Raw genomic sequence first — 14,973 nt, forward strand, 5'->3', positions numbered from 1 at the left:
GACTTTCGACCCACCCCCCCATTTCGGGGTCCGATGGGTCGATTTGCCCGGAAATCGGGCATTTTCGACCGATTTTCGTTGCATTTTCGCCACACCCGCGAAAACCCGATGCCGGATCGGTCCGATCCGCCGGATTTTCTAGGGCTGCGCGGTCGGACCGAGGCAGGCCGGTCACTTGCGCGACGGGGGCACCGCCCACGGGGTCGGGGCACCGCAGGACGGGCACCGCTACCCGGTCGCGGTGGTCCCACAATAGCTGCATGGCGGCAGTCGCAGAACCGGAGGGGATGCACCGGGGCGCGGCGGCCTAACTCCGGGCGGCATGTCCCGCCCTTTCCTCACGCTGCTTGTCGCTGTTGTGGCAGGCGGCGCACATGCACTGCAGGTTCTTCGGATCAAAGAACAGGGCACGGTCACCACGATGCGGCTCGATATGGTCAGCCACCAAGTCGGGGCTGCGATGAATGCGACCGCACCGGACGCAGGTGAACAGCGCCGCCGAGATGCAATCCCAGCGCAGGCGCTGCCATTCAGCCGTCTTATACCACTTGCGCCATGCCACCAGTTGGTCACGCCGCTTGAGGCGATCCGGACCAGCACCGATGGACTTGACGCGTGACGACATCGACCCGACACGCGGGGCGAGCTGCTTGAGCCGGGCCATGCTGATCCTTTCGGAATGGTCGAGCGCGGATCGCGGCTAACACTCCGCAAGGTCGCCGGGGTGAAGCGCGCACTTTCCCGACCGTGCTTAACCTTCCGCGCTCGGGATGATGCAGCAGCCTTCAAGCGAAGACCTCCCGGGCAAAGCCCTAAAAACTGCACCAACCGAAGCCCGGAAATGACAATGCCCGCTAGGGATGATCCCGGCGGGCACATTTCGCGATAATAGTGAATTCTGTCTCACAGAGTGACGTAAGGCGTCAATACCTTTTCTTAAGCCCGATACCCGATCATGCGGTCCAGTGCCCCGCAGAGCGCCTCTGTGACGCCTCTGTGGGTCCGGGCATTCTTCATCCAGCCGTGTGCCTTCAAAACATCTTCCAGAGAGCGGCCCTGTAAACAGACCATATCAACCAGCGTTCGATCGAGGATCGGGCCACGATGAGCATCGCCACGTTCCGAAGGCCGCACCCGACGCACTGCCATGGCGATCCCGGTTCCAATTCTTTTGCGCATGCCAGCAACCTCATCCGACAGCTGCAAACGGCGATCCATCCAGTTCCCGCCGTCGCCGCCGCCGAATGATGCTTCCAACTTCGACAACTTGACGCCATCCGATGCAAGGAACTCGACCAGCGCAGCATAACGCCGCCCCATGGCGATCTGGCCGGGCGTCAGCGGCCACGGCTGCTTGCGGCGCTGCGCCGAGTTGATCATGCGATCAAACACGTCAGCCGCCCGGATCGCCGATCGACCGCCCGCGCCCCGATGGACCGCCTCAAACCCATCGGTTCCGACCGGGGTGATCTCGATGCTGCGATGAATGGCAAATCCGCCTCGGGCGGGTGCAGGCCGGATACGGAAGCCGCATTCCTCGGGGATGGCGCTGGCGGCAAGGATTTCGGCGAGCCGTTCCGTTTCAGCAGCGAACCGCTCCGCACGGTCACTTTCCACCGCAACCCCACGACGATCGACATACAGCACGCTGTTCTGCCCTTCTGATGCCTGCATTTTGTGGCCTTTCTTTGTCATGGCACTACCTATTGTGGTGGCTAAAATTGAAATGGGCTTGACGGGCTTGAGAATTGAGAAAAGGGCCCGAGAAATGCAGGGAAAATTCCCAACATCGTTTGTTAATTATCAATAGCTTAGGACTTTTTTTTGGGCCTGACGGGCTTGAAGGGCTTGAGATTTTACCCTTTGCGTAAGAGGGATTTCCCCCTAACCCCCCGGAAAGACGCGCGCGGGTACATGCAGCTTTTTCAAGCCCGTCGCGCCCGTCGCGCCCAAAATCATGGCCTAAGCATCTGAAATCACACAGAGCGCACCCCCTGACCCCTGATAAATCTCAAGCCCACACTCGCCGCATCTCGGACCCGTCGCGCCCAACACCGAAGCCAAGCCCCAGAAATGCGCGACGGGCCCGCAGGCCCGCCAATCGGTAGATGATGATGAGAGGGGTGCGGGGTCATCTCGGCCACCCCGACGACGACTGTGCTGCAGAGGCCTCAGCCGCACGCATCCGCGCCCCGAGTTCCTCGGAAAGGCGAATGCCGCGATAACCGGTCACACCGGATTTCCCAGGCGCAAAGGTCTTCTGCGTGTCGGGGTGTCGCCATATGTCCGCCTTTGCCTTCAGGCGCAGGGAGACTGTGCGCGGGCTCCATCGCGTTTCGCCCCGCTCTTCGATCCAGAAGTTAAAGGCGTCCATCAGCTCGCGGGCGGTCATGAAGTCCCGCTCGAACCCGGTAACGACCGTGGCATCGGCAAGAAACGTCCCGATCGGGTCACTGTCCTTGCGATAGCCTTCTGTTGCGGCCATGACCTCTTCGGGTTCGCGTAAGCCGCCCTCGAGGTAATCCAGCAGTCCAGCGACCAGCCAGTTCAGGATCCCCGACCGTTCGGCCCACAGGATGTCATCCAATTCCTTTTTTGGGATCCGATTTTTCTCGGCAATCTGGACGGGGAAGGTGACCAACATGAGCCTGCGCCAGATCCCGTCATCGCCGCCCCGAATGTCGGGCAGATGGTTGCCCGAGATCGTGAGCTTAAAGATCGGCTGGAAGGTGATCATGTCTGTGTACAGCGCCCGTACCATCATTGGCTCGCCGCCGGTCAGGGCTTTGACCAAGCCTTCCTGCAGGCGCTCGCCCTCTTCTGGTTCCGATGTGCGGACCATCCGCGCGCCGATCAGCGGGATCAGGTCTGGCTGCGAATCCGATCCGCTTTTCTTGTTCTTGCCGGTCAAGCTCTCGATTTTTGCCGTTGCGGCGTAATCGCCCATCATCCGGGCCATCAGATCCACCAGGACGGATTTACCGTTCGCACCGCCGCCGTGGAAAAAGGCGAGCTTCTGGATATCGAGCCCTGACATCGAGAGGCCGAACCAGCGCTGCAGGAACCGGCGCATCTCGATATTGGGCTGGATCTGCTGCAGGAAGGCATCGAAGCGCGGGCATTCCGCTTTAGGATCATATTCGACGGGCATCACCTTGGTCAGCAGCTGCTGCCGATCGTGCGGCACCAACTCGACCTCCGCCATGGGCGACATGCCCTCTTTCGGATCACCTGCGATGCGGGAGAAGCGCAAGACGCCGGACAAGGTGTTTACGTCGAGGTCACCGCGATCCATGTCATCGACCGCGTGGGCCAGCATCACCCGGGCCTCGTTGATCATGTTCGACATCGGGCCGCTGTTGCCCGCATTCTTGGCATGCGTCATGCGACGGCCGATCAGGCTCTTATGGGTCTTCAGCGCGCCATCGATCGTCCGAAGGCGACTGCCGATCTCATTGAGTTCCGTGATCAGTTCCTCATTGCCGGCGTAATCGGGCGTGGCCTCGATCTCGATCCGCCGCGTCCGCAGCTTTCGCTCCTCGATCAGCAGCTGTCGATCGCGCTTGGACGGCTGCAGCCAATCGACCTCTTTCTCAATCAGATCCGTCATGCCATGGGCGCGGCCCCGAATGAGCGGCGAACAGTCCCGGCTGATTTCTGGATCCCGCTTCCAGCGGGTGCCGTCCCAGACGAACCAGCCCACCTGAGATACGAACAGGATGTTTTCGCCAAAATGGATGCGGAAGCGATGGCCGTTGCCGATATCGTTGAGCGGCTGTCGCGAGGCGATCGAAACCGGAGGCTCGGGCTCGTCCGATTGTGTCCCGTCTTCGGGAGGGGGCGGCGGGGGAGTGTAATCGTCGGGGTAGTTGTCGCCCGCTGCGTCGTCGCTGGGTGCTTCCATCCCATCCGGCAGATCAACATCCTCGGCGGCCTGCATGACGGCGCGAACCTTGCCGATGCTGTCGTCGTCGCTATCGCCAGTCATTGCAACCGGCCTTCCAGACGCATCGCATTCGTCAAAAACAAGTGCGCTTCGTCCAAGCGATCAATAATATCGCCTAGCGAAAGCCCGCATGGAATCGACAGCGAACAGGCCATCCGCAGGAGCGCAATTATCTGCCCTTCAATCTCGGCATCGGTCTCGGCCGGCGGAAGATTATTGAAGATGGCAAGCACTGTCGCGTGCATTGCCGCAGCAGTTTCAGGATCAGGGTTGGGCATCAAAATAAGTCTTTCCCATCAGAATATCGTTCAAGTCCCTGCCCTCCCCGGCATGGACGATCGACCCGCGTAATCCGGGCCGTTTCAGCATCGCGCGGCGCAAACCTGTTTCTAGTCGCGCGCGGGTCAGCTTCGGGTCGCTGTCCCCGTCCTGGACGAAGATCAGCCGGCGCACCCATGGCGGGGGCAGCCAAGCTTCGGAATCGTCCATGTCGGGCAGGCCGGCATATTTCAGGCCGGGGCCCCGTTGCGCGCGTCCGGCCATGTTCCCCAAATCGACGCCGCACCAGTGGGCAGAAGCCCCCGGAACAGTCTCCGCGATCAGGGCGGAAAGGGTCGTCTCGACCCCCTCGGCCATGATCATGGTGTCGCAGTCCTTCGGCGTGGCGAACCTGATTGCCCCGCCCTTCTTTGAACCCAGCACCTTCTTGGCCGGCAGCGTCTCACCCTCCCTGCGCGGATCCGGCAGGATCAGCTTGCCCTTGGGCTGGGATAGGTCGAGCCATGTCCGATGCACCGCTGTCACGCGGTATGCCGCATCGACGACAGCGCAAACCATCGCGGGCCCGGTATGGATCGTGCGCCATTTCCCCGCTTCGCCCTCGACCGGGATGGTGTAGCGAGCCTGCGGATCGAAGCGGATGACCTGCGGCAAGGTCGGGTAAAGCATTGGATCAATGCCGCGCAGCGTCAGATAATCCCGAACCGGCGTTCCCTCTGCAGGCTGGGCCTTGAACCAGATGTCCCGCGCGCCGGAGATCGAGCTTTCGCGCATCTTCTGCGCCTTGGCGTCCTGCCGCCGGCGGTTTTCCTCAGCCTTGCGCCGGCGTTCCTGCCGCTCTGCATCCGAGATGCCTTGCGCAGGACCGCACAGCCATTCCAGCGCAGCGCGGAAATCCATGCCCATGACATGCTGGACCAGCGCAATCTGGTCGCCTTTCGCCTGCGGGCCGCATTCTTTCCGACATTGGAACATGCCTGACTGCAGGTTGATGCCAAAACGATCGCGGCCACCGCATTGCGGGCACGGCCCGACCAGCTCACCGCCGGTCCGCACCAGATTGGATAGCTCGAGCCGCGCAACGACATCGGCGATCGGCATCGCCTTGGCCTCCTCGATGCGGTGGTCATCGGGCTTCATAGCACCGTCCAAACAACGATGGCCGCGAGCAGGATGGCCGAGGCACACGCCAGAAGCGCCTTGCGTTCCCGGCGATCGGCCTCTTCCATTTCCTCCAGCCGAATGGCGAAATCGATCGTCTGGGCAACGCTGTTGCGACGGCGCGCACAGTTCTGCGACGTGGCCAGGACCGAGGACAGGTCGTTTGCGTTCACGCCCGTGCTTTTCGCCAGCAGCTCGATGCCGCGCAGCTCGCCCCGCGAAAACACCGGCGGAGAAACCTGCATTGCGGGTGTCAGAACCAGACGCGTCATGGCCCCGCCCTCAGCGCTTCGCAGCCGTCTGCAAGCCTGCGGGCATCCCACGCATTCATCACCTGGGCGGCGCGGTGATGCAGCCCGCCGTAATATCCCGGCTCGATCGGCGCGAACGTCGCAAACTTCTCGGCGATCTCTATGATTGGGCGCAGCCGCGGGGCATCGCGCGATACGCGCGGCAAGGCGGCACGCAGCGCATCGATCTGCATTGGCACGTTGGCGCGATCGACCAGCGGCGGGCGAGACAGCAGCGCCATCGCATGCAGCATGACGTGATCTGCGGTGGAAAGCTTTTGCCCCTCAGCCATCGAGATCCGCCCTGCGTCTCTGGCCGGTCCAGGTGCTGCGTTCGACGGCATGAATCAGACGGTATCCGGCCTCACTCAAATCTTCTTGACGGTGCCGCGCGCAGGGAAACGCAGAGATGAACCGGTCCATTTCATGGGTCAGGTCGCTGCCGGCGCCAAAGGTCCGGTAGATCTCGCCGCCCACCCGATCGACAGCCGATCGGTCAAGGATGCCGGACAGCGCGCTATAGCCGATGGCCAGCATGGCGAAACGCGCGCGCACCGATGGATCACCAGAAACCGGCATGACCGGCGTCTCGCGGTATTCGATCTGAACATTCATGACTGGTTCCTGATGAAAGGCGGCGCGGCGGTGTGATGGGTCATGACCGCCGCGCCTGTTCATCGGCTTGGGAGGGAGGCTGCCGATGGATTTATGCCCCGCTGCCTTGGTCAGCAGCTCTCGGCCGGGCCAGCCGCAGGTTCCACGATCCTGTCGATGCACCGCCCGAAGCGGCAGGATCGTGACGGGTTTGAGGTCAGGCGCTGCGGCCCCACCCTCCTCCCGCCCCGGGCAACCTGAAAGCCCGATCCCCATCAATCACCCCGCATGATCTCGTGATAGCGGGGCAGCGTTTCGATGGCGTAATCCACCACATGGCCATAGGGCCGACAGTGACCATCGAACCAGTTGCAGGCCGTCTGGAAGGTGACGGCGAAATGAACGGCGCAGGCCTCGCGGGAGGTGAAGCTGGCGATCATCAGCAGCGACCACCGGCGCATGAACAGGTCACGGTCGGGGCCGTGATGGACATGCGCGCGGCGGGCTGCGTCAGGTGACCGACCCCGGCCGTCAAATGCCCTGTCACGGGACATTTGACGGGCGCCGGGCGCAGTCAGGTGGGGATCAGGTACTTGTAGGTGCATTTTCATGAGGATGCTCGAGGTTAGGGGGAGGCGGCGAAATCGCCGCCTGATCAACGGTTTCGCCCGATACCCAAATCGCCACCGGAACCTTGCCTCCAGTGGCTCGCTCAATTCGTTGGGCAAGCATCATGCTGGGGATCATCTGCCCCCTGCACAGCTTGGAAACGGTTCCTTGTCTGACGTTCACCCGCACAGCGAAGTCCGCCTGCTTCTCGCCCGACTGCCTGAGATGAGTTTCGAGTGTGACCATGCTTGACGATATGAACGTGAGGAATATTCCCGTCAAGCATTTTATTCCTGATCTGGGTTTGAGTTTTCATACCCGCGGGATGAATATCCCCGGATGAACCTGCAACGGATTCGCCGCGCTCGCGGCCTTAACCAAGCCGAGCTTGCCGAGATGGCAAAAGTCGAACAGTCGATGATCTCAAAGATCGAGAACGGTTTCGACGGCGTGACCCTGCGCGTATTGCGCAAGCTAGCCGCAGCCTTGGACGTCGAAGTGATTGACTTGCTTAGTGACGACAGGACCGTCGCCGAGCGCGCTCTGGTCCAGTCATTCCGGGGACTTTCACCCGAACGTCAGCAGGGGTGGTTGGACATGGCGCGCATGATTGCCGAGCCTCCTCCACCAAAGCCTTAAGCAGATCATCAAACTGCTGGTCTGTCATTACAGCCAACAGTCCTGCGAACCTCGCTTCGTTATCCAAAATCAACTCCAACGGCAGGCTTAAAAATTTGCCGGTCACGCACCCCCGTGCATCGACTCGGCATAGCAGCCTGCCCATTTAGACACGCTAGAAAATTCCTACCAAGAATTTTCAGGATTGACAGGAATATTCCTGACATTCATTTTCTGCCCATCCGAAACCTTCAACAGGATGGAGCGCGTAATGCGAACCCCTTCCCTTCCTCTCGACCACGTCGCGATTAAGGCCGCGCGCGACATCATGTCCAACCCCGAGCAAGCGGCCGCTTTGCCAGAGAGCATGCGCCTGCTGGCCGTGAAGATTGCCGCCAGCGCATTCGGCTTCACGATTGTTCAGCGGCACCGCCCTCCGAACAGCCGGGGGAAATTCTGATGAGCGCGCTTGAGCAATGCGACATCGATCGGATCAGGACCGGACGCCCGTCGCCGGCCGAGAAGAAGCCGACGCGCGTGCAGCAGCTGGTTCGCAAACTGCGCCAGCTCATCGCGCGTCAGTCTGTCACGGCGACGCCTCTGACGATCGAGCGGATCTACCTGAGCAACCTGAGCCTCCTGCGGGGAATGCAGTGATGGCCCGCGGATCCGACACCAACCACACGCTGTTCGGGTCGCCCATTCCGGCGATCAAGGACCGGCTTGATGATCAGGATGAGCAGCTGCTGCAGTTTTTCGCTGATCGACGTAATGCCATCGCTCGTGCCAAGGGGCGCGCGAAGTGATGGGCCTGCCCGCAGAACACTCGCCTGTCCTGCCGGGCATAACTGCCCCCGGCCACTGCTCGCGCCGGGGGCCTTTTCCTGCTTCGAATAGCCCACTGGTCCAATCTTTTTTCGATCTTCGTCCAGCTGACGGCTTCAACATGATCATGGCCGATCCGCCATGGGCTTTTGCAACGCGGTCGGCCAAGGGCATTACGGTAAAAGGCGCTGGCGGGCAGTACGGGCTCATGACGCTCGAGGATATCAAGGCTATGCCGGTATCCATCCTCGCGGCAGACCACTGCATCCTCTGGCTTTGGGCGACCAATCCCATGCTTCGGGAAGGCATCGATGTCATGGCGGCGTGGGGCTTCACATTCAAGACCGCCGGACACTGGGCCAAGCGCACGAAGCACGGCAAGCTCGCCTTCGGCACCGGCTACATCCTGCGATGCGCAGGCGAACCGTTCCTGATCGGCACGCGCGGCTCACCCAAGACGACGCGGTCTGTCCGATCGGTGATCGAGGGGCCGCTGCGCGAACATTCCCGCAAACCTGACGAAGCGTTCGCAGCAGCCGAGAAGCTGATGCCAAACGCACGCCGGCTGGAACTGTTCAGCCGCCAGCAGCGCCCCGGCTGGACGAATTGGGGCAACGAATCCCAAAAGTTTGGAGCAGATTTATGAAGATGCCGCAAACCCGAACCGCACGCGTGGTGACCGCGTCACGCCAAGACGACGAAATGCGCCTGCACATGCTGGCCTGCGCCAGATCCGGGGAATCATCCGGCAGCATCGGACGGCGGCTCAACAAAGGCACCAGCTTTGCCCGCGTCACGATTGCGCGGATACGCGATGCTGATCTGGCCGAAAGTGGCGAAGATTCGGCACAGGTGCTTCGGCACTACCCGCAGGTGACCTCATGAGCCCGCTTGACGAACTGCGACCGGTTAGCGTCGAGGGCATCGCCCCGTTCCCTCTGGCCGATCAGCCCGCCCCGCAACTGATGTGGGTCAAGGTTGCCGATCTGGTCATTGATGACCGATACCAGCGCCCGCTAAACACCAGCAACTGGACCGCAATCAAGCGCATCGCGAGGGACTTCCGCTGGTCGCGCTTTTCGCCGGTAATGGTGGCACCGGTCGAGGGCGGCCGCTACGCCGTAATCGACGGCCAGCACCGCGCCCACGCCGCCGCGCTGTGCGGGATTCGCTCGATCCCGGCCATGGTGGCCCTGGTCGCGCCCCAGGAACAGGCGCTGGCCTTCGTCGAGATCAACACTCAGCAGATCCGCGTCTCACCGCATGTCGTCTACCGCGCCGCGCTGACGGCTGGCGAGCCGTGGGCGCTGGCCTGTTGCGAGGCCGTTGCGGCAGCAGGATGCCATTTGATGACGCGCAACAATGTCAGCAAGAACGAAAAGAAGCCGGGGCAGATCTACTGCATCGGCCTGATCCGCAATCTCGTGAATGCAGGGCATGGGCAAGCCGTGACGGATGGCCTGTCCACGCTGCGGGAATACGACTCCGAGGCCACCGCCAATTACAGCGACGCTTTTCTGGCGCCCTGGCTAGGGGCCTGCGCCGAACATCCAGGGAAGCGCGAGGCCTACCTCAACGTCTTGATGGCGCGGCGCCCCTGGCTGGTGATCTCCTCGGCCGACAAGTTAGCTGAGGAAGACGGCAGGCCGAAGCTGGCCTGCCGACGCGAATTCTTTTCCATGATGATGCGGCACGAGGGGGGCGATAAATGACCAACCCGACCCCGCCCCGCGACGATGCGCCGCTGTATGAGGCCCAGTTCTGCAAAGGCATACCGTCGGACTGCTGTGACTACGGCGTCGTGGAATTGAGACAGGGCGTTGAGGTCTGCAGGGTCTGGACCCAAGAAAACGCTCACCTGATTGCCAGTTCGATGAACCGCCGCGCCGATCAGCCCGCCCGCGCAGGGATGGGGGCTGACCTGCCCATTGCAAAGACGGTTTGCCAGCACTGCCAGCGGGTCACGTTGATCCCTCAAGAGGTGCTGAAAGCCGCGCCGCTGCCGACCGAGGCTAAGAAAGAATGGCACCCCGAAGACGGTCCAAACCCTGCCTGCGATAGATGCGGGTATTTTATCGACAGCCTCGGCGGTTGCATGTGTGGGCGCAAACCACTCGGTGAAATGATGGCAAAGGCCTCGCCGCCAACCGAGGCGGGGAATATGGAGATGCCAAGCGCGTATCCATACGTTCCGACATTCACCAGCGACAGCACCAACGCCACCCCGCCCGCCGCGACCACAGACAACACGGGGCTGGTAACTCGGCTGCGTAGTGCCAGTAAGCATCGATACATAGAGCAGAATTACCCGTGCGTGGCCGAGGCAGCAGACGCCCTTGCCAGCCGTGAAGCCCCGCCCGCCGCGCAGGTGACGGATGCCGCCCGCGACGTTCTGGCCGAGAGGCAGCGCCAGATCAGCGCCGAAGGCTGGACGCCGGAGCATGATGACGCGCACTGGCGGGAAGAAATGGCTCTTGCCGCTGCCTGCTATGCCATCGGTAACTCTAGCGTAATTGGGTCAGCACCGCCAAAATGGCCGTGGGCTGATGCATGGTGGAAGCCGACCACCCCACGTCGAAACCTTGTCAAAGCAGGCGCGCTGATTCTTGCCGAGATCGAGCGGCTGGACCGTCAGGCCAAAACCCTGCGCCACGACAGCCCGACCGCCAGCCTTGTGCGCGACCGTTTCAACCCGGAAAGCGAGGCCGACGATGCTTCGTGATCTGTTAGAGCTTGCTGCCTATCTGGCTGTGCTGCTGGCAATTATCGCCGCGATTTACAGCGGGCCGTTGTGGTGGCCAGTATGAGATCGTCCCAAGCCCAAAAAAAACGGGGCGGTATATCCGCCCCGGTCGATATCATTTTTGCCCTGATTTCATGCGGCGCGGACAGCATAACCGGCGGTGCCTGCGGCATCCTCGAACGCCCTGCGCGCAATTTGGACTGGAAGCATGCACTCCATAGCGCCGTCGATCGAGTTCATCGCGCGCTGCCGGGCATCATCAGCAATCGGCCAATGCTTTCTCAGCCAATACTTCGCTTGTTCAATTGTCGAGATCTTCTGTGTGTCACCGCTTTCGGTGACGACGAGTGTCAGGGGTTTTCCCCAGCTTATTTCTATCATCGAAAGCATATGGGAATTGGATGTCGAGAAAGCAAGGCAGTGTGCCATCACGCGCCATCCTGTCCACCCCTACCGAAGCCTGCAAAAGGAGATAACGATGGGCAAGCATGACCCCGCCTTCGCTCCTAGGCTCCTGCCGGCTGCAGAAGCCGCGCACTATCTAGGCGTCAGCGAAACAACGCTTAGGGGACTTGGCTTGCCGCGCCGGATGCTTGGCGGCAAGCGCCTTTTCGACAGGTTGACCCTGGATGAGTACGCATCCAGCCTGCCCGTCGAAGGCGAAGATCTCGAAGGGCTGAACTCTTGCGACGAAATCCTGCGGGAAATGCGGTGAAGCTCAAGCACGTCAAAACGATCACCAAGCGCAACGGCGTTCGCTTCACCTATCTTGCCATTCCCGGACACAAACTCGTCCGCCTGCCGGATGGACCGAAAGATAGCCCAGAGTTTCTGATCGCCTATGCAACAGCCCTGTCGGCATCGGGTCCCGAGCTCAAGGGGCGACCAGTCGCAACAGGCAGCATCGCAGCTGCTATCATTTCTTACCAGCGCGGCTCCGAATTCGCCGAGATGGCGAATACCACGAAGCAACAGCGCAAAGGTCACCTCAGCAAAATTGCCGACACCTGGGGTAGAGCCCGGCTGGCTGACTTGCGGATCCACCATATTGAGGCCGATCTGGCCAAGTTGTCCGGCCACCCAGCCAACAACCGCCTCAAGACTTGGCGATCGTTCTGTCGCTGGGCGAAGGCCAGGCGGCTCATCACCAACGATCCATCCATTGACATAGGCAAGTCCAGCACCGCAAAGAGCGACGGCTTCGTGCCATGGTCGATCGACGATATCGAGGCATTCCGAGAGTATTGGCACCCTGAATCGGCACAGCGCCTCGCATTGGAGCTGATCTATTGGACGGCAGCACGCGCCTCCGACGCAGTCCGGATCGGCCCAGGCATGGTCACCAAGGACGGTTGGCTGACTTTCCGACAGAAGAAGACAGGTGGTGAAGTTTCAGTCCCGTTCAATCGAACCCTACCGGCGTTCGCCGTCGGCATGAAAGCTGACTTGGACATGTTCAAGCTCGCTATAAGCCACGCGCCACGCCACATGACATGGCTTGTCACCGAACACGGGAAGGCCCGATCTGACAAAGCATTTAGCAGCTGGTTCGCTGGTGCTGCAAGGGCAGCTGGGATCGAGGGAAAGTCTGCGCACGGGCTACGCAAGGCACGCGCCATGGCGCTGGCCGAGGCGGGCGCAACAGCCCACCAGATAGCGGCATGGACGGGGCATGAAAGCCTGTCGGAAGTGCAGCGTTACAGCAAGGCGGCAGACCGCAAGCGCATCCTTTCTAGGGTGGATGAGGAACAAGTTTTAGAAACCGAGCCCACCCAAACTGGAAACCATAACGCTAGCACCTGAAATCTATTGATTATTTATCGGGGGTGGTGATCCCGACAGGACTTGAACCTGTAACCTGCCCCTTAGGAGGGGGCTGCTCTATCCAGTTGAGCCACGGGACCGCCGCCGTCCTTTTGCCCGCTGCGCGTGGGATTGGCAAGCTTGCCGCGCAGATGAAAGGTTGGTAACGGTAACATCATTTCGCGACGGAACCCGTATGACAACGAAAAGAACCAGCCGCCCCCTGACGCTCCGTGATGTGTCCGAAGCCTCGGGTGTTTCCGAAATGACGGTCAGCCGCGTTCTGCGCAATCGTGGCGATGTTTCGGCAGCAACGCGGGAAAAGGTTCTGACGGCAGCCCGGACGTTGGGCTATGTGCCCAACAAGATCGCGGGCGGGCTGGCCAGCCAGCGCGTCAATCTGGTGGCCGTCATCATTCCGTCGCTGTCGAACATGGTTTTCCCCGAAGTGCTGGGCGGCATCTCGGCGGAACTGGATGATACCGGGTTGCAGCCGGTGGTGGGTGTCACGAACTACAGCCCCTCGCGCGAGGATGCGGTGCTTTATGATATGCTGTCATGGCGTCCCTCGGGGGTGATCCTTGCCGGGCTGGAACACAGTCTGCCCGCACGCGCGATGCTGGATAATGTCGGCCTGCCGGTGGTCGAGATCATGGATATCGACGGTGACGCCATCGACACCGCGGTCGGAATCTCGCATCGCCGCGCCGGTGCCGAAATGGCCGCGGAAATCCTTGCGGCAGGCTATCGGCGCATCGGCTTCATCGGCACGCATATGCCGGAGGATCATCGCGCCCGCAAAAGGCTGGCCGGATTCGAGGAGCATCTGGCACAGGCGGGCATCACGCTGGCCGCGCGGGAATATTATCAGGGCGGTTCATCGCTGCAAAAGGGCCGCGAGCTGACCGAGCGTATTCTGGCGCGCGAACCCGAACTGGATTTCCTTTACTTTTCCAACGACATGATCGGCGCGGGCGGCCTGCTTTGGTGTCTGGAAAAGGGCTATGACATTCCCGGCAAGCTGGGGCTTGCGGGCTTTAACGGCGTCGATCTGCTGGACGGGCTTCCGATGCGGCTGACCACGACGGATGCGCGGCGCGTGGATATTGGCCGCCGAGCCGCGCGGATCGTGGCGGGCAAAGAGCCGCGCCCGGAAAACGGCATCGTCGCATTGTCGCCGACTTTCCTGCCGGGCGATACGATCAGAAAGGGCTGATGCGGGGCGGGGCTGCGCGCAACCCCGCTTTCATGCGTCAGCCCAGATCGGGATAGAACTTGCCTTCGGGCGACAGGGTGAAGATTTCGCACCCATCCGCCGTCACACCGATCGAATGTTCGAACTGCGCCGACAGCGACTTGTCGCGGGTCACGGCGGTCCAGTCATCGGCCAGCACCTTGGTTTCGGGGCGACCAAGGTTCACCATCGGCTCGATGGTAAAGAACATACCTTCCTCCAGCACCGGGCCTTTGCCGGGGCGACCGAAATGCAGCACGTTCGGCGGCGCGTGGAAGGTGCGGCCCAGACCATGACCGCAGAAATCGCGCACAACCGACATGCGGTTTGCCTCGACATAGGACTGGATCGCCCAGCCGATGTCGCCAAAGGTCGCGCCGGGGCGCACGGCCTCGATCCCCTTCATCAGCGCGTCATGCGTGACCTGGATCAGGCGGCGCGATTTCACGCTGGGTTTGCCCGCGACATACATGCGCGAGCTGTCGCCATACCAGCCGTCAAGGATCACCGTCACGTCGATGTTCAGGATGTCCCCTTCGGACAACAGCTTTTCGCCGGGGATACCGTGGCAGACGACATGGTTCACGCTGATGCAGCTTGCGTGCTGATAGCCGCGATAACCGATGGTCGCGCTGGTCGTGCCAAGTTCCGTGACGCGGCGGCGGATGAAATCGTCAAGGGCGGCGGTGGTGGTTCCGGGCACGACAAGCGCCCCCACCTCGTCCAGAATCTGCGCCGTGACCCGCCCCGCCGCATTCATGCCCTGAAAATCGGCGGGCTCGTGGATGCGGATACCTTCGCGGGTCTGGCGTGCGTCGTTCATCTGGTCCTCGTCTTTCACTGAACCACAGATAGTCCCGTCTGCCCACTT

24 protein-coding genes and 1 tRNA gene are annotated in these 14,973 nt (G+C 61.5%); 12 read left to right on the forward strand and 13 right to left on the reverse strand.

Annotated features, from left to right (window positions below; genetic code table 11):
- Positions 1-307 precede the first annotated feature (307 nt).
- Both FN835_RS12600 and FN835_RS12605 read right to left on the reverse strand, forming a co-directional pair.
- Entirely contained in the window at positions 308-664 is a 357-nt protein-coding gene (locus FN835_RS12600; RefSeq protein WP_142663580.1) for an HNH endonuclease, read from the reverse strand.
- Between the two features lie 272 nt (positions 665-936).
- Positions 937-1,392 carry a hypothetical protein gene (locus FN835_RS12605; RefSeq protein WP_142663581.1) on the reverse strand — a complete coding sequence of 152 codons (456 nt, stop codon included), beginning with the start codon at positions 1,390-1,392 and terminating at the stop codon, positions 937-939.
- Between the two features lie 39 nt (positions 1,393-1,431).
- On the opposite strand from FN835_RS12605, the gene FN835_RS12610 reads away from it, so the two are divergent.
- Positions 1,432-1,665, forward strand: coding sequence for a hypothetical protein (locus FN835_RS12610; RefSeq protein WP_142663582.1), 234 nt, complete (start codon positions 1,432-1,434; stop codon positions 1,663-1,665).
- Between the two features lie 466 nt (positions 1,666-2,131).
- Here FN835_RS12610 and FN835_RS12615 read toward each other — a convergent pair whose 3' ends face one another.
- The 8 genes from FN835_RS12615 to FN835_RS12650 all read right to left on the reverse strand — a co-directional run bounded on the left by FN835_RS12615 (position 2,132) and on the right by FN835_RS12650 (position 7,161).
- Complete coding sequence (locus tag FN835_RS12615) at positions 2,132-3,988, reverse strand: DNA primase family protein (RefSeq protein ID WP_142663583.1); 1,857 nt, start codon at positions 3,986-3,988, stop codon at positions 2,132-2,134.
- A complete protein-coding gene (locus tag FN835_RS12620; RefSeq protein WP_142663584.1) occupies positions 3,985-4,224 on the reverse strand; it encodes a hypothetical protein in 240 nt (79 codons plus the stop codon). The genes FN835_RS12615 and FN835_RS12620 overlap by 4 nt, the downstream gene beginning before the upstream one ends.
- Positions 4,211-5,365 (reverse strand): DUF7146 domain-containing protein, encoded by a 1,155-nt coding sequence (locus FN835_RS12625; RefSeq protein WP_142663585.1) that lies wholly within the window; start codon positions 5,363-5,365, stop codon positions 4,211-4,213. Before FN835_RS12625 ends, FN835_RS12620 begins: the two co-directional genes overlap by 14 nt.
- A complete protein-coding gene (locus tag FN835_RS12630) occupies positions 5,362-5,658 on the reverse strand; it encodes a hypothetical protein (protein WP_142663586.1) in 297 nt (98 codons plus the stop codon). The genes FN835_RS12625 and FN835_RS12630 overlap by 4 nt, the downstream gene beginning before the upstream one ends.
- A complete protein-coding gene (locus FN835_RS12635) occupies positions 5,655-5,930 on the reverse strand; it encodes a hypothetical protein (protein ID WP_142663587.1) in 276 nt (91 codons plus the stop codon). Before FN835_RS12635 ends, FN835_RS12630 begins: the two co-directional genes overlap by 4 nt.
- 31 nt (positions 5,931-5,961) lie before the next feature.
- Positions 5,962-6,291: a hypothetical protein gene (locus FN835_RS21255; RefSeq protein ID WP_185958662.1), complete on the reverse strand. Its 330-nt coding sequence runs from the start codon at positions 6,289-6,291 to the stop codon at positions 5,962-5,964.
- A gap of 254 nt (positions 6,292-6,545) precedes the next feature.
- A complete protein-coding gene (locus tag FN835_RS12645) occupies positions 6,546-6,824 on the reverse strand; it encodes a hypothetical protein (RefSeq protein ID WP_142663589.1) in 279 nt (92 codons plus the stop codon).
- A gap of 31 nt (positions 6,825-6,855) precedes the next feature.
- Complete coding sequence (locus FN835_RS12650; RefSeq protein ID WP_142663590.1) at positions 6,856-7,161, reverse strand: helix-turn-helix domain-containing protein; 306 nt, start codon at positions 7,159-7,161, stop codon at positions 6,856-6,858.
- Positions 7,162-7,218: 57 nt separating this feature from the next.
- On the opposite strand from FN835_RS12650, the gene FN835_RS12655 reads away from it, so the two are divergent.
- From FN835_RS12655 to FN835_RS12685, 8 genes are all read left to right on the forward strand, one after another.
- Positions 7,219-7,518, forward strand: coding sequence for a helix-turn-helix domain-containing protein (locus FN835_RS12655; protein ID WP_142663591.1), 300 nt, complete (start codon positions 7,219-7,221; stop codon positions 7,516-7,518).
- Between the two features lie 250 nt (positions 7,519-7,768).
- Entirely contained in the window at positions 7,769-7,957 is a 189-nt protein-coding gene (locus FN835_RS12660; protein WP_142663592.1) for a hypothetical protein, read from the forward strand.
- The gene (locus tag FN835_RS12665; RefSeq protein ID WP_142663593.1) at positions 7,957-8,154 is read left to right on the forward strand and encodes a hypothetical protein; all 198 of its coding nucleotides are present in this window, start codon (positions 7,957-7,959) and stop codon (positions 8,152-8,154) included. Before FN835_RS12660 ends, FN835_RS12665 begins: the two co-directional genes overlap by 1 nt.
- Positions 8,154-8,303 (forward strand): hypothetical protein, encoded by a 150-nt coding sequence (locus tag FN835_RS21260; RefSeq protein ID WP_185958663.1) that lies wholly within the window; start codon positions 8,154-8,156, stop codon positions 8,301-8,303. The genes FN835_RS12665 and FN835_RS21260 overlap by 1 nt, the downstream gene beginning before the upstream one ends.
- 140 nt (positions 8,304-8,443) lie before the next feature.
- Entirely contained in the window at positions 8,444-8,968 is a 525-nt protein-coding gene (locus FN835_RS12670) for an MT-A70 family methyltransferase (RefSeq protein ID WP_246098727.1), read from the forward strand.
- Entirely contained in the window at positions 8,965-9,207 is a 243-nt protein-coding gene (locus FN835_RS12675) for a hypothetical protein (protein WP_142663595.1), read from the forward strand. The genes FN835_RS12670 and FN835_RS12675 overlap by 4 nt, the downstream gene beginning before the upstream one ends.
- The gene (locus FN835_RS12680) at positions 9,204-10,034 is read left to right on the forward strand and encodes a ParB/RepB/Spo0J family partition protein (protein ID WP_142663596.1); all 831 of its coding nucleotides are present in this window, start codon (positions 9,204-9,206) and stop codon (positions 10,032-10,034) included. The genes FN835_RS12675 and FN835_RS12680 overlap by 4 nt, the downstream gene beginning before the upstream one ends.
- Positions 10,031-11,044, forward strand: a complete 1,014-nt coding sequence (locus FN835_RS12685; RefSeq protein ID WP_142663597.1) for a hypothetical protein — start codon at positions 10,031-10,033, stop codon at positions 11,042-11,044. The genes FN835_RS12680 and FN835_RS12685 overlap by 4 nt, the downstream gene beginning before the upstream one ends.
- A gap of 153 nt (positions 11,045-11,197) precedes the next feature.
- On the opposite strand, the gene FN835_RS12690 is transcribed toward FN835_RS12685, so the two are convergent.
- The gene (locus FN835_RS12690) at positions 11,198-11,494 is read right to left on the reverse strand and encodes a DUF982 domain-containing protein (RefSeq protein WP_246098728.1); all 297 of its coding nucleotides are present in this window, start codon (positions 11,492-11,494) and stop codon (positions 11,198-11,200) included.
- A 49-nt stretch (positions 11,495-11,543) separates the two neighbouring features.
- On the opposite strand from FN835_RS12690, the gene FN835_RS12695 reads away from it, so the two are divergent.
- Both FN835_RS12695 and FN835_RS12700 read left to right on the forward strand, forming a co-directional pair.
- The gene (locus tag FN835_RS12695) at positions 11,544-11,780 is read left to right on the forward strand and encodes a helix-turn-helix domain-containing protein (RefSeq protein ID WP_142663598.1); all 237 of its coding nucleotides are present in this window, start codon (positions 11,544-11,546) and stop codon (positions 11,778-11,780) included.
- Positions 11,777-12,868, forward strand: a complete 1,092-nt coding sequence (locus FN835_RS12700) for a tyrosine-type recombinase/integrase (RefSeq protein ID WP_142663599.1) — start codon at positions 11,777-11,779, stop codon at positions 12,866-12,868. The genes FN835_RS12695 and FN835_RS12700 overlap by 4 nt, the downstream gene beginning before the upstream one ends.
- Positions 12,869-12,892: 24 nt before the next feature.
- Here FN835_RS12700 and FN835_RS12705 read toward each other — a convergent pair.
- A tRNA-Arg gene (locus FN835_RS12705) sits at positions 12,893-12,969 on the reverse strand.
- Positions 12,970-13,064: 95 nt separating this feature from the next.
- On the opposite strand from FN835_RS12705, the gene FN835_RS12710 reads away from it, so the two are divergent.
- Entirely contained in the window at positions 13,065-14,084 is a 1,020-nt protein-coding gene (locus FN835_RS12710) for a LacI family DNA-binding transcriptional regulator (protein ID WP_142663600.1), read from the forward strand.
- 37 nt (positions 14,085-14,121) lie between these two features.
- Here the strand turns inward: FN835_RS12710 and map are convergent, their stop codons facing one another.
- The gene (map, locus tag FN835_RS12715; RefSeq protein WP_142663601.1) at positions 14,122-14,925 is read right to left on the reverse strand and encodes a type I methionyl aminopeptidase; all 804 of its coding nucleotides are present in this window, start codon (positions 14,923-14,925) and stop codon (positions 14,122-14,124) included.
- Between the last annotated feature and the right edge of the window lie 48 nt (positions 14,926-14,973).

The sequence above is a fragment of the Paracoccus laeviglucosivorans genome (genome assembly GCF_900182695.1).
Lineage (GTDB): Bacteria > Pseudomonadota > Alphaproteobacteria > Rhodobacterales > Rhodobacteraceae > Paracoccus > Paracoccus laeviglucosivorans.

Excerpts from the sequence above, each read along its gene's own strand:
- FN835_RS12665 (WP_142663593.1), top strand. The coding sequence starts at position 7,957 with ATGAGCGCGCTTGAGCAATGCGACATCGATCGGATCAGGACCGGACGC.
- FN835_RS21260 (WP_185958663.1), top strand. The coding sequence starts at position 8,154 with ATGGCCCGCGGATCCGACACCAACCACACGCTGTTCGGGTCGCCCATT.
- FN835_RS12670 (WP_246098727.1), top strand. The coding sequence starts at position 8,444 with ATGATCATGGCCGATCCGCCATGGGCTTTTGCAACGCGGTCGGCCAAG.
- FN835_RS12615 (WP_142663583.1), bottom strand. The coding sequence starts at position 3,988 with ATGACTGGCGATAGCGACGACGACAGCATCGGCAAGGTTCGCGCCGTC.
- FN835_RS12680 (WP_142663596.1), top strand. The coding sequence starts at position 9,204 with ATGAGCCCGCTTGACGAACTGCGACCGGTTAGCGTCGAGGGCATCGCC.
- FN835_RS12645 (WP_142663589.1), bottom strand. The coding sequence starts at position 6,824 with ATGTCCCGTGACAGGGCATTTGACGGCCGGGGTCGGTCACCTGACGCA.
- FN835_RS12600 (WP_142663580.1), bottom strand. The coding sequence starts at position 664 with ATGGCCCGGCTCAAGCAGCTCGCCCCGCGTGTCGGGTCGATGTCGTCA.
- map (WP_142663601.1), bottom strand. The coding sequence starts at position 14,925 with ATGAACGACGCACGCCAGACCCGCGAAGGTATCCGCATCCACGAGCCC.
- FN835_RS12620 (WP_142663584.1), bottom strand. The coding sequence starts at position 4,224 with ATGCCCAACCCTGATCCTGAAACTGCTGCGGCAATGCACGCGACAGTG.
- FN835_RS12610 (WP_142663582.1), top strand. The coding sequence starts at position 1,432 with ATGGACCGCCTCAAACCCATCGGTTCCGACCGGGGTGATCTCGATGCT.
- FN835_RS12630 (WP_142663586.1), bottom strand. The coding sequence starts at position 5,658 with ATGACGCGTCTGGTTCTGACACCCGCAATGCAGGTTTCTCCGCCGGTG.
- FN835_RS12660 (WP_142663592.1), top strand. The coding sequence starts at position 7,769 with ATGCGAACCCCTTCCCTTCCTCTCGACCACGTCGCGATTAAGGCCGCG.
- FN835_RS12695 (WP_142663598.1), top strand. The coding sequence starts at position 11,544 with ATGGGCAAGCATGACCCCGCCTTCGCTCCTAGGCTCCTGCCGGCTGCA.
- FN835_RS12625 (WP_142663585.1), bottom strand. The coding sequence starts at position 5,365 with ATGAAGCCCGATGACCACCGCATCGAGGAGGCCAAGGCGATGCCGATC.
- FN835_RS12710 (WP_142663600.1), top strand. The coding sequence starts at position 13,065 with ATGACAACGAAAAGAACCAGCCGCCCCCTGACGCTCCGTGATGTGTCC.
- FN835_RS12675 (WP_142663595.1), top strand. The coding sequence starts at position 8,965 with ATGAAGATGCCGCAAACCCGAACCGCACGCGTGGTGACCGCGTCACGC.
- FN835_RS12685 (WP_142663597.1), top strand. The coding sequence starts at position 10,031 with ATGACCAACCCGACCCCGCCCCGCGACGATGCGCCGCTGTATGAGGCC.
- FN835_RS21255 (WP_185958662.1), bottom strand. The coding sequence starts at position 6,291 with ATGAATGTTCAGATCGAATACCGCGAGACGCCGGTCATGCCGGTTTCT.
- FN835_RS12635 (WP_142663587.1), bottom strand. The coding sequence starts at position 5,930 with ATGCTGCATGCGATGGCGCTGCTGTCTCGCCCGCCGCTGGTCGATCGC.
- FN835_RS12655 (WP_142663591.1), top strand. The coding sequence starts at position 7,219 with ATGAACCTGCAACGGATTCGCCGCGCTCGCGGCCTTAACCAAGCCGAG.
- FN835_RS12690 (WP_246098728.1), bottom strand. The coding sequence starts at position 11,494 with ATGGCACACTGCCTTGCTTTCTCGACATCCAATTCCCATATGCTTTCG.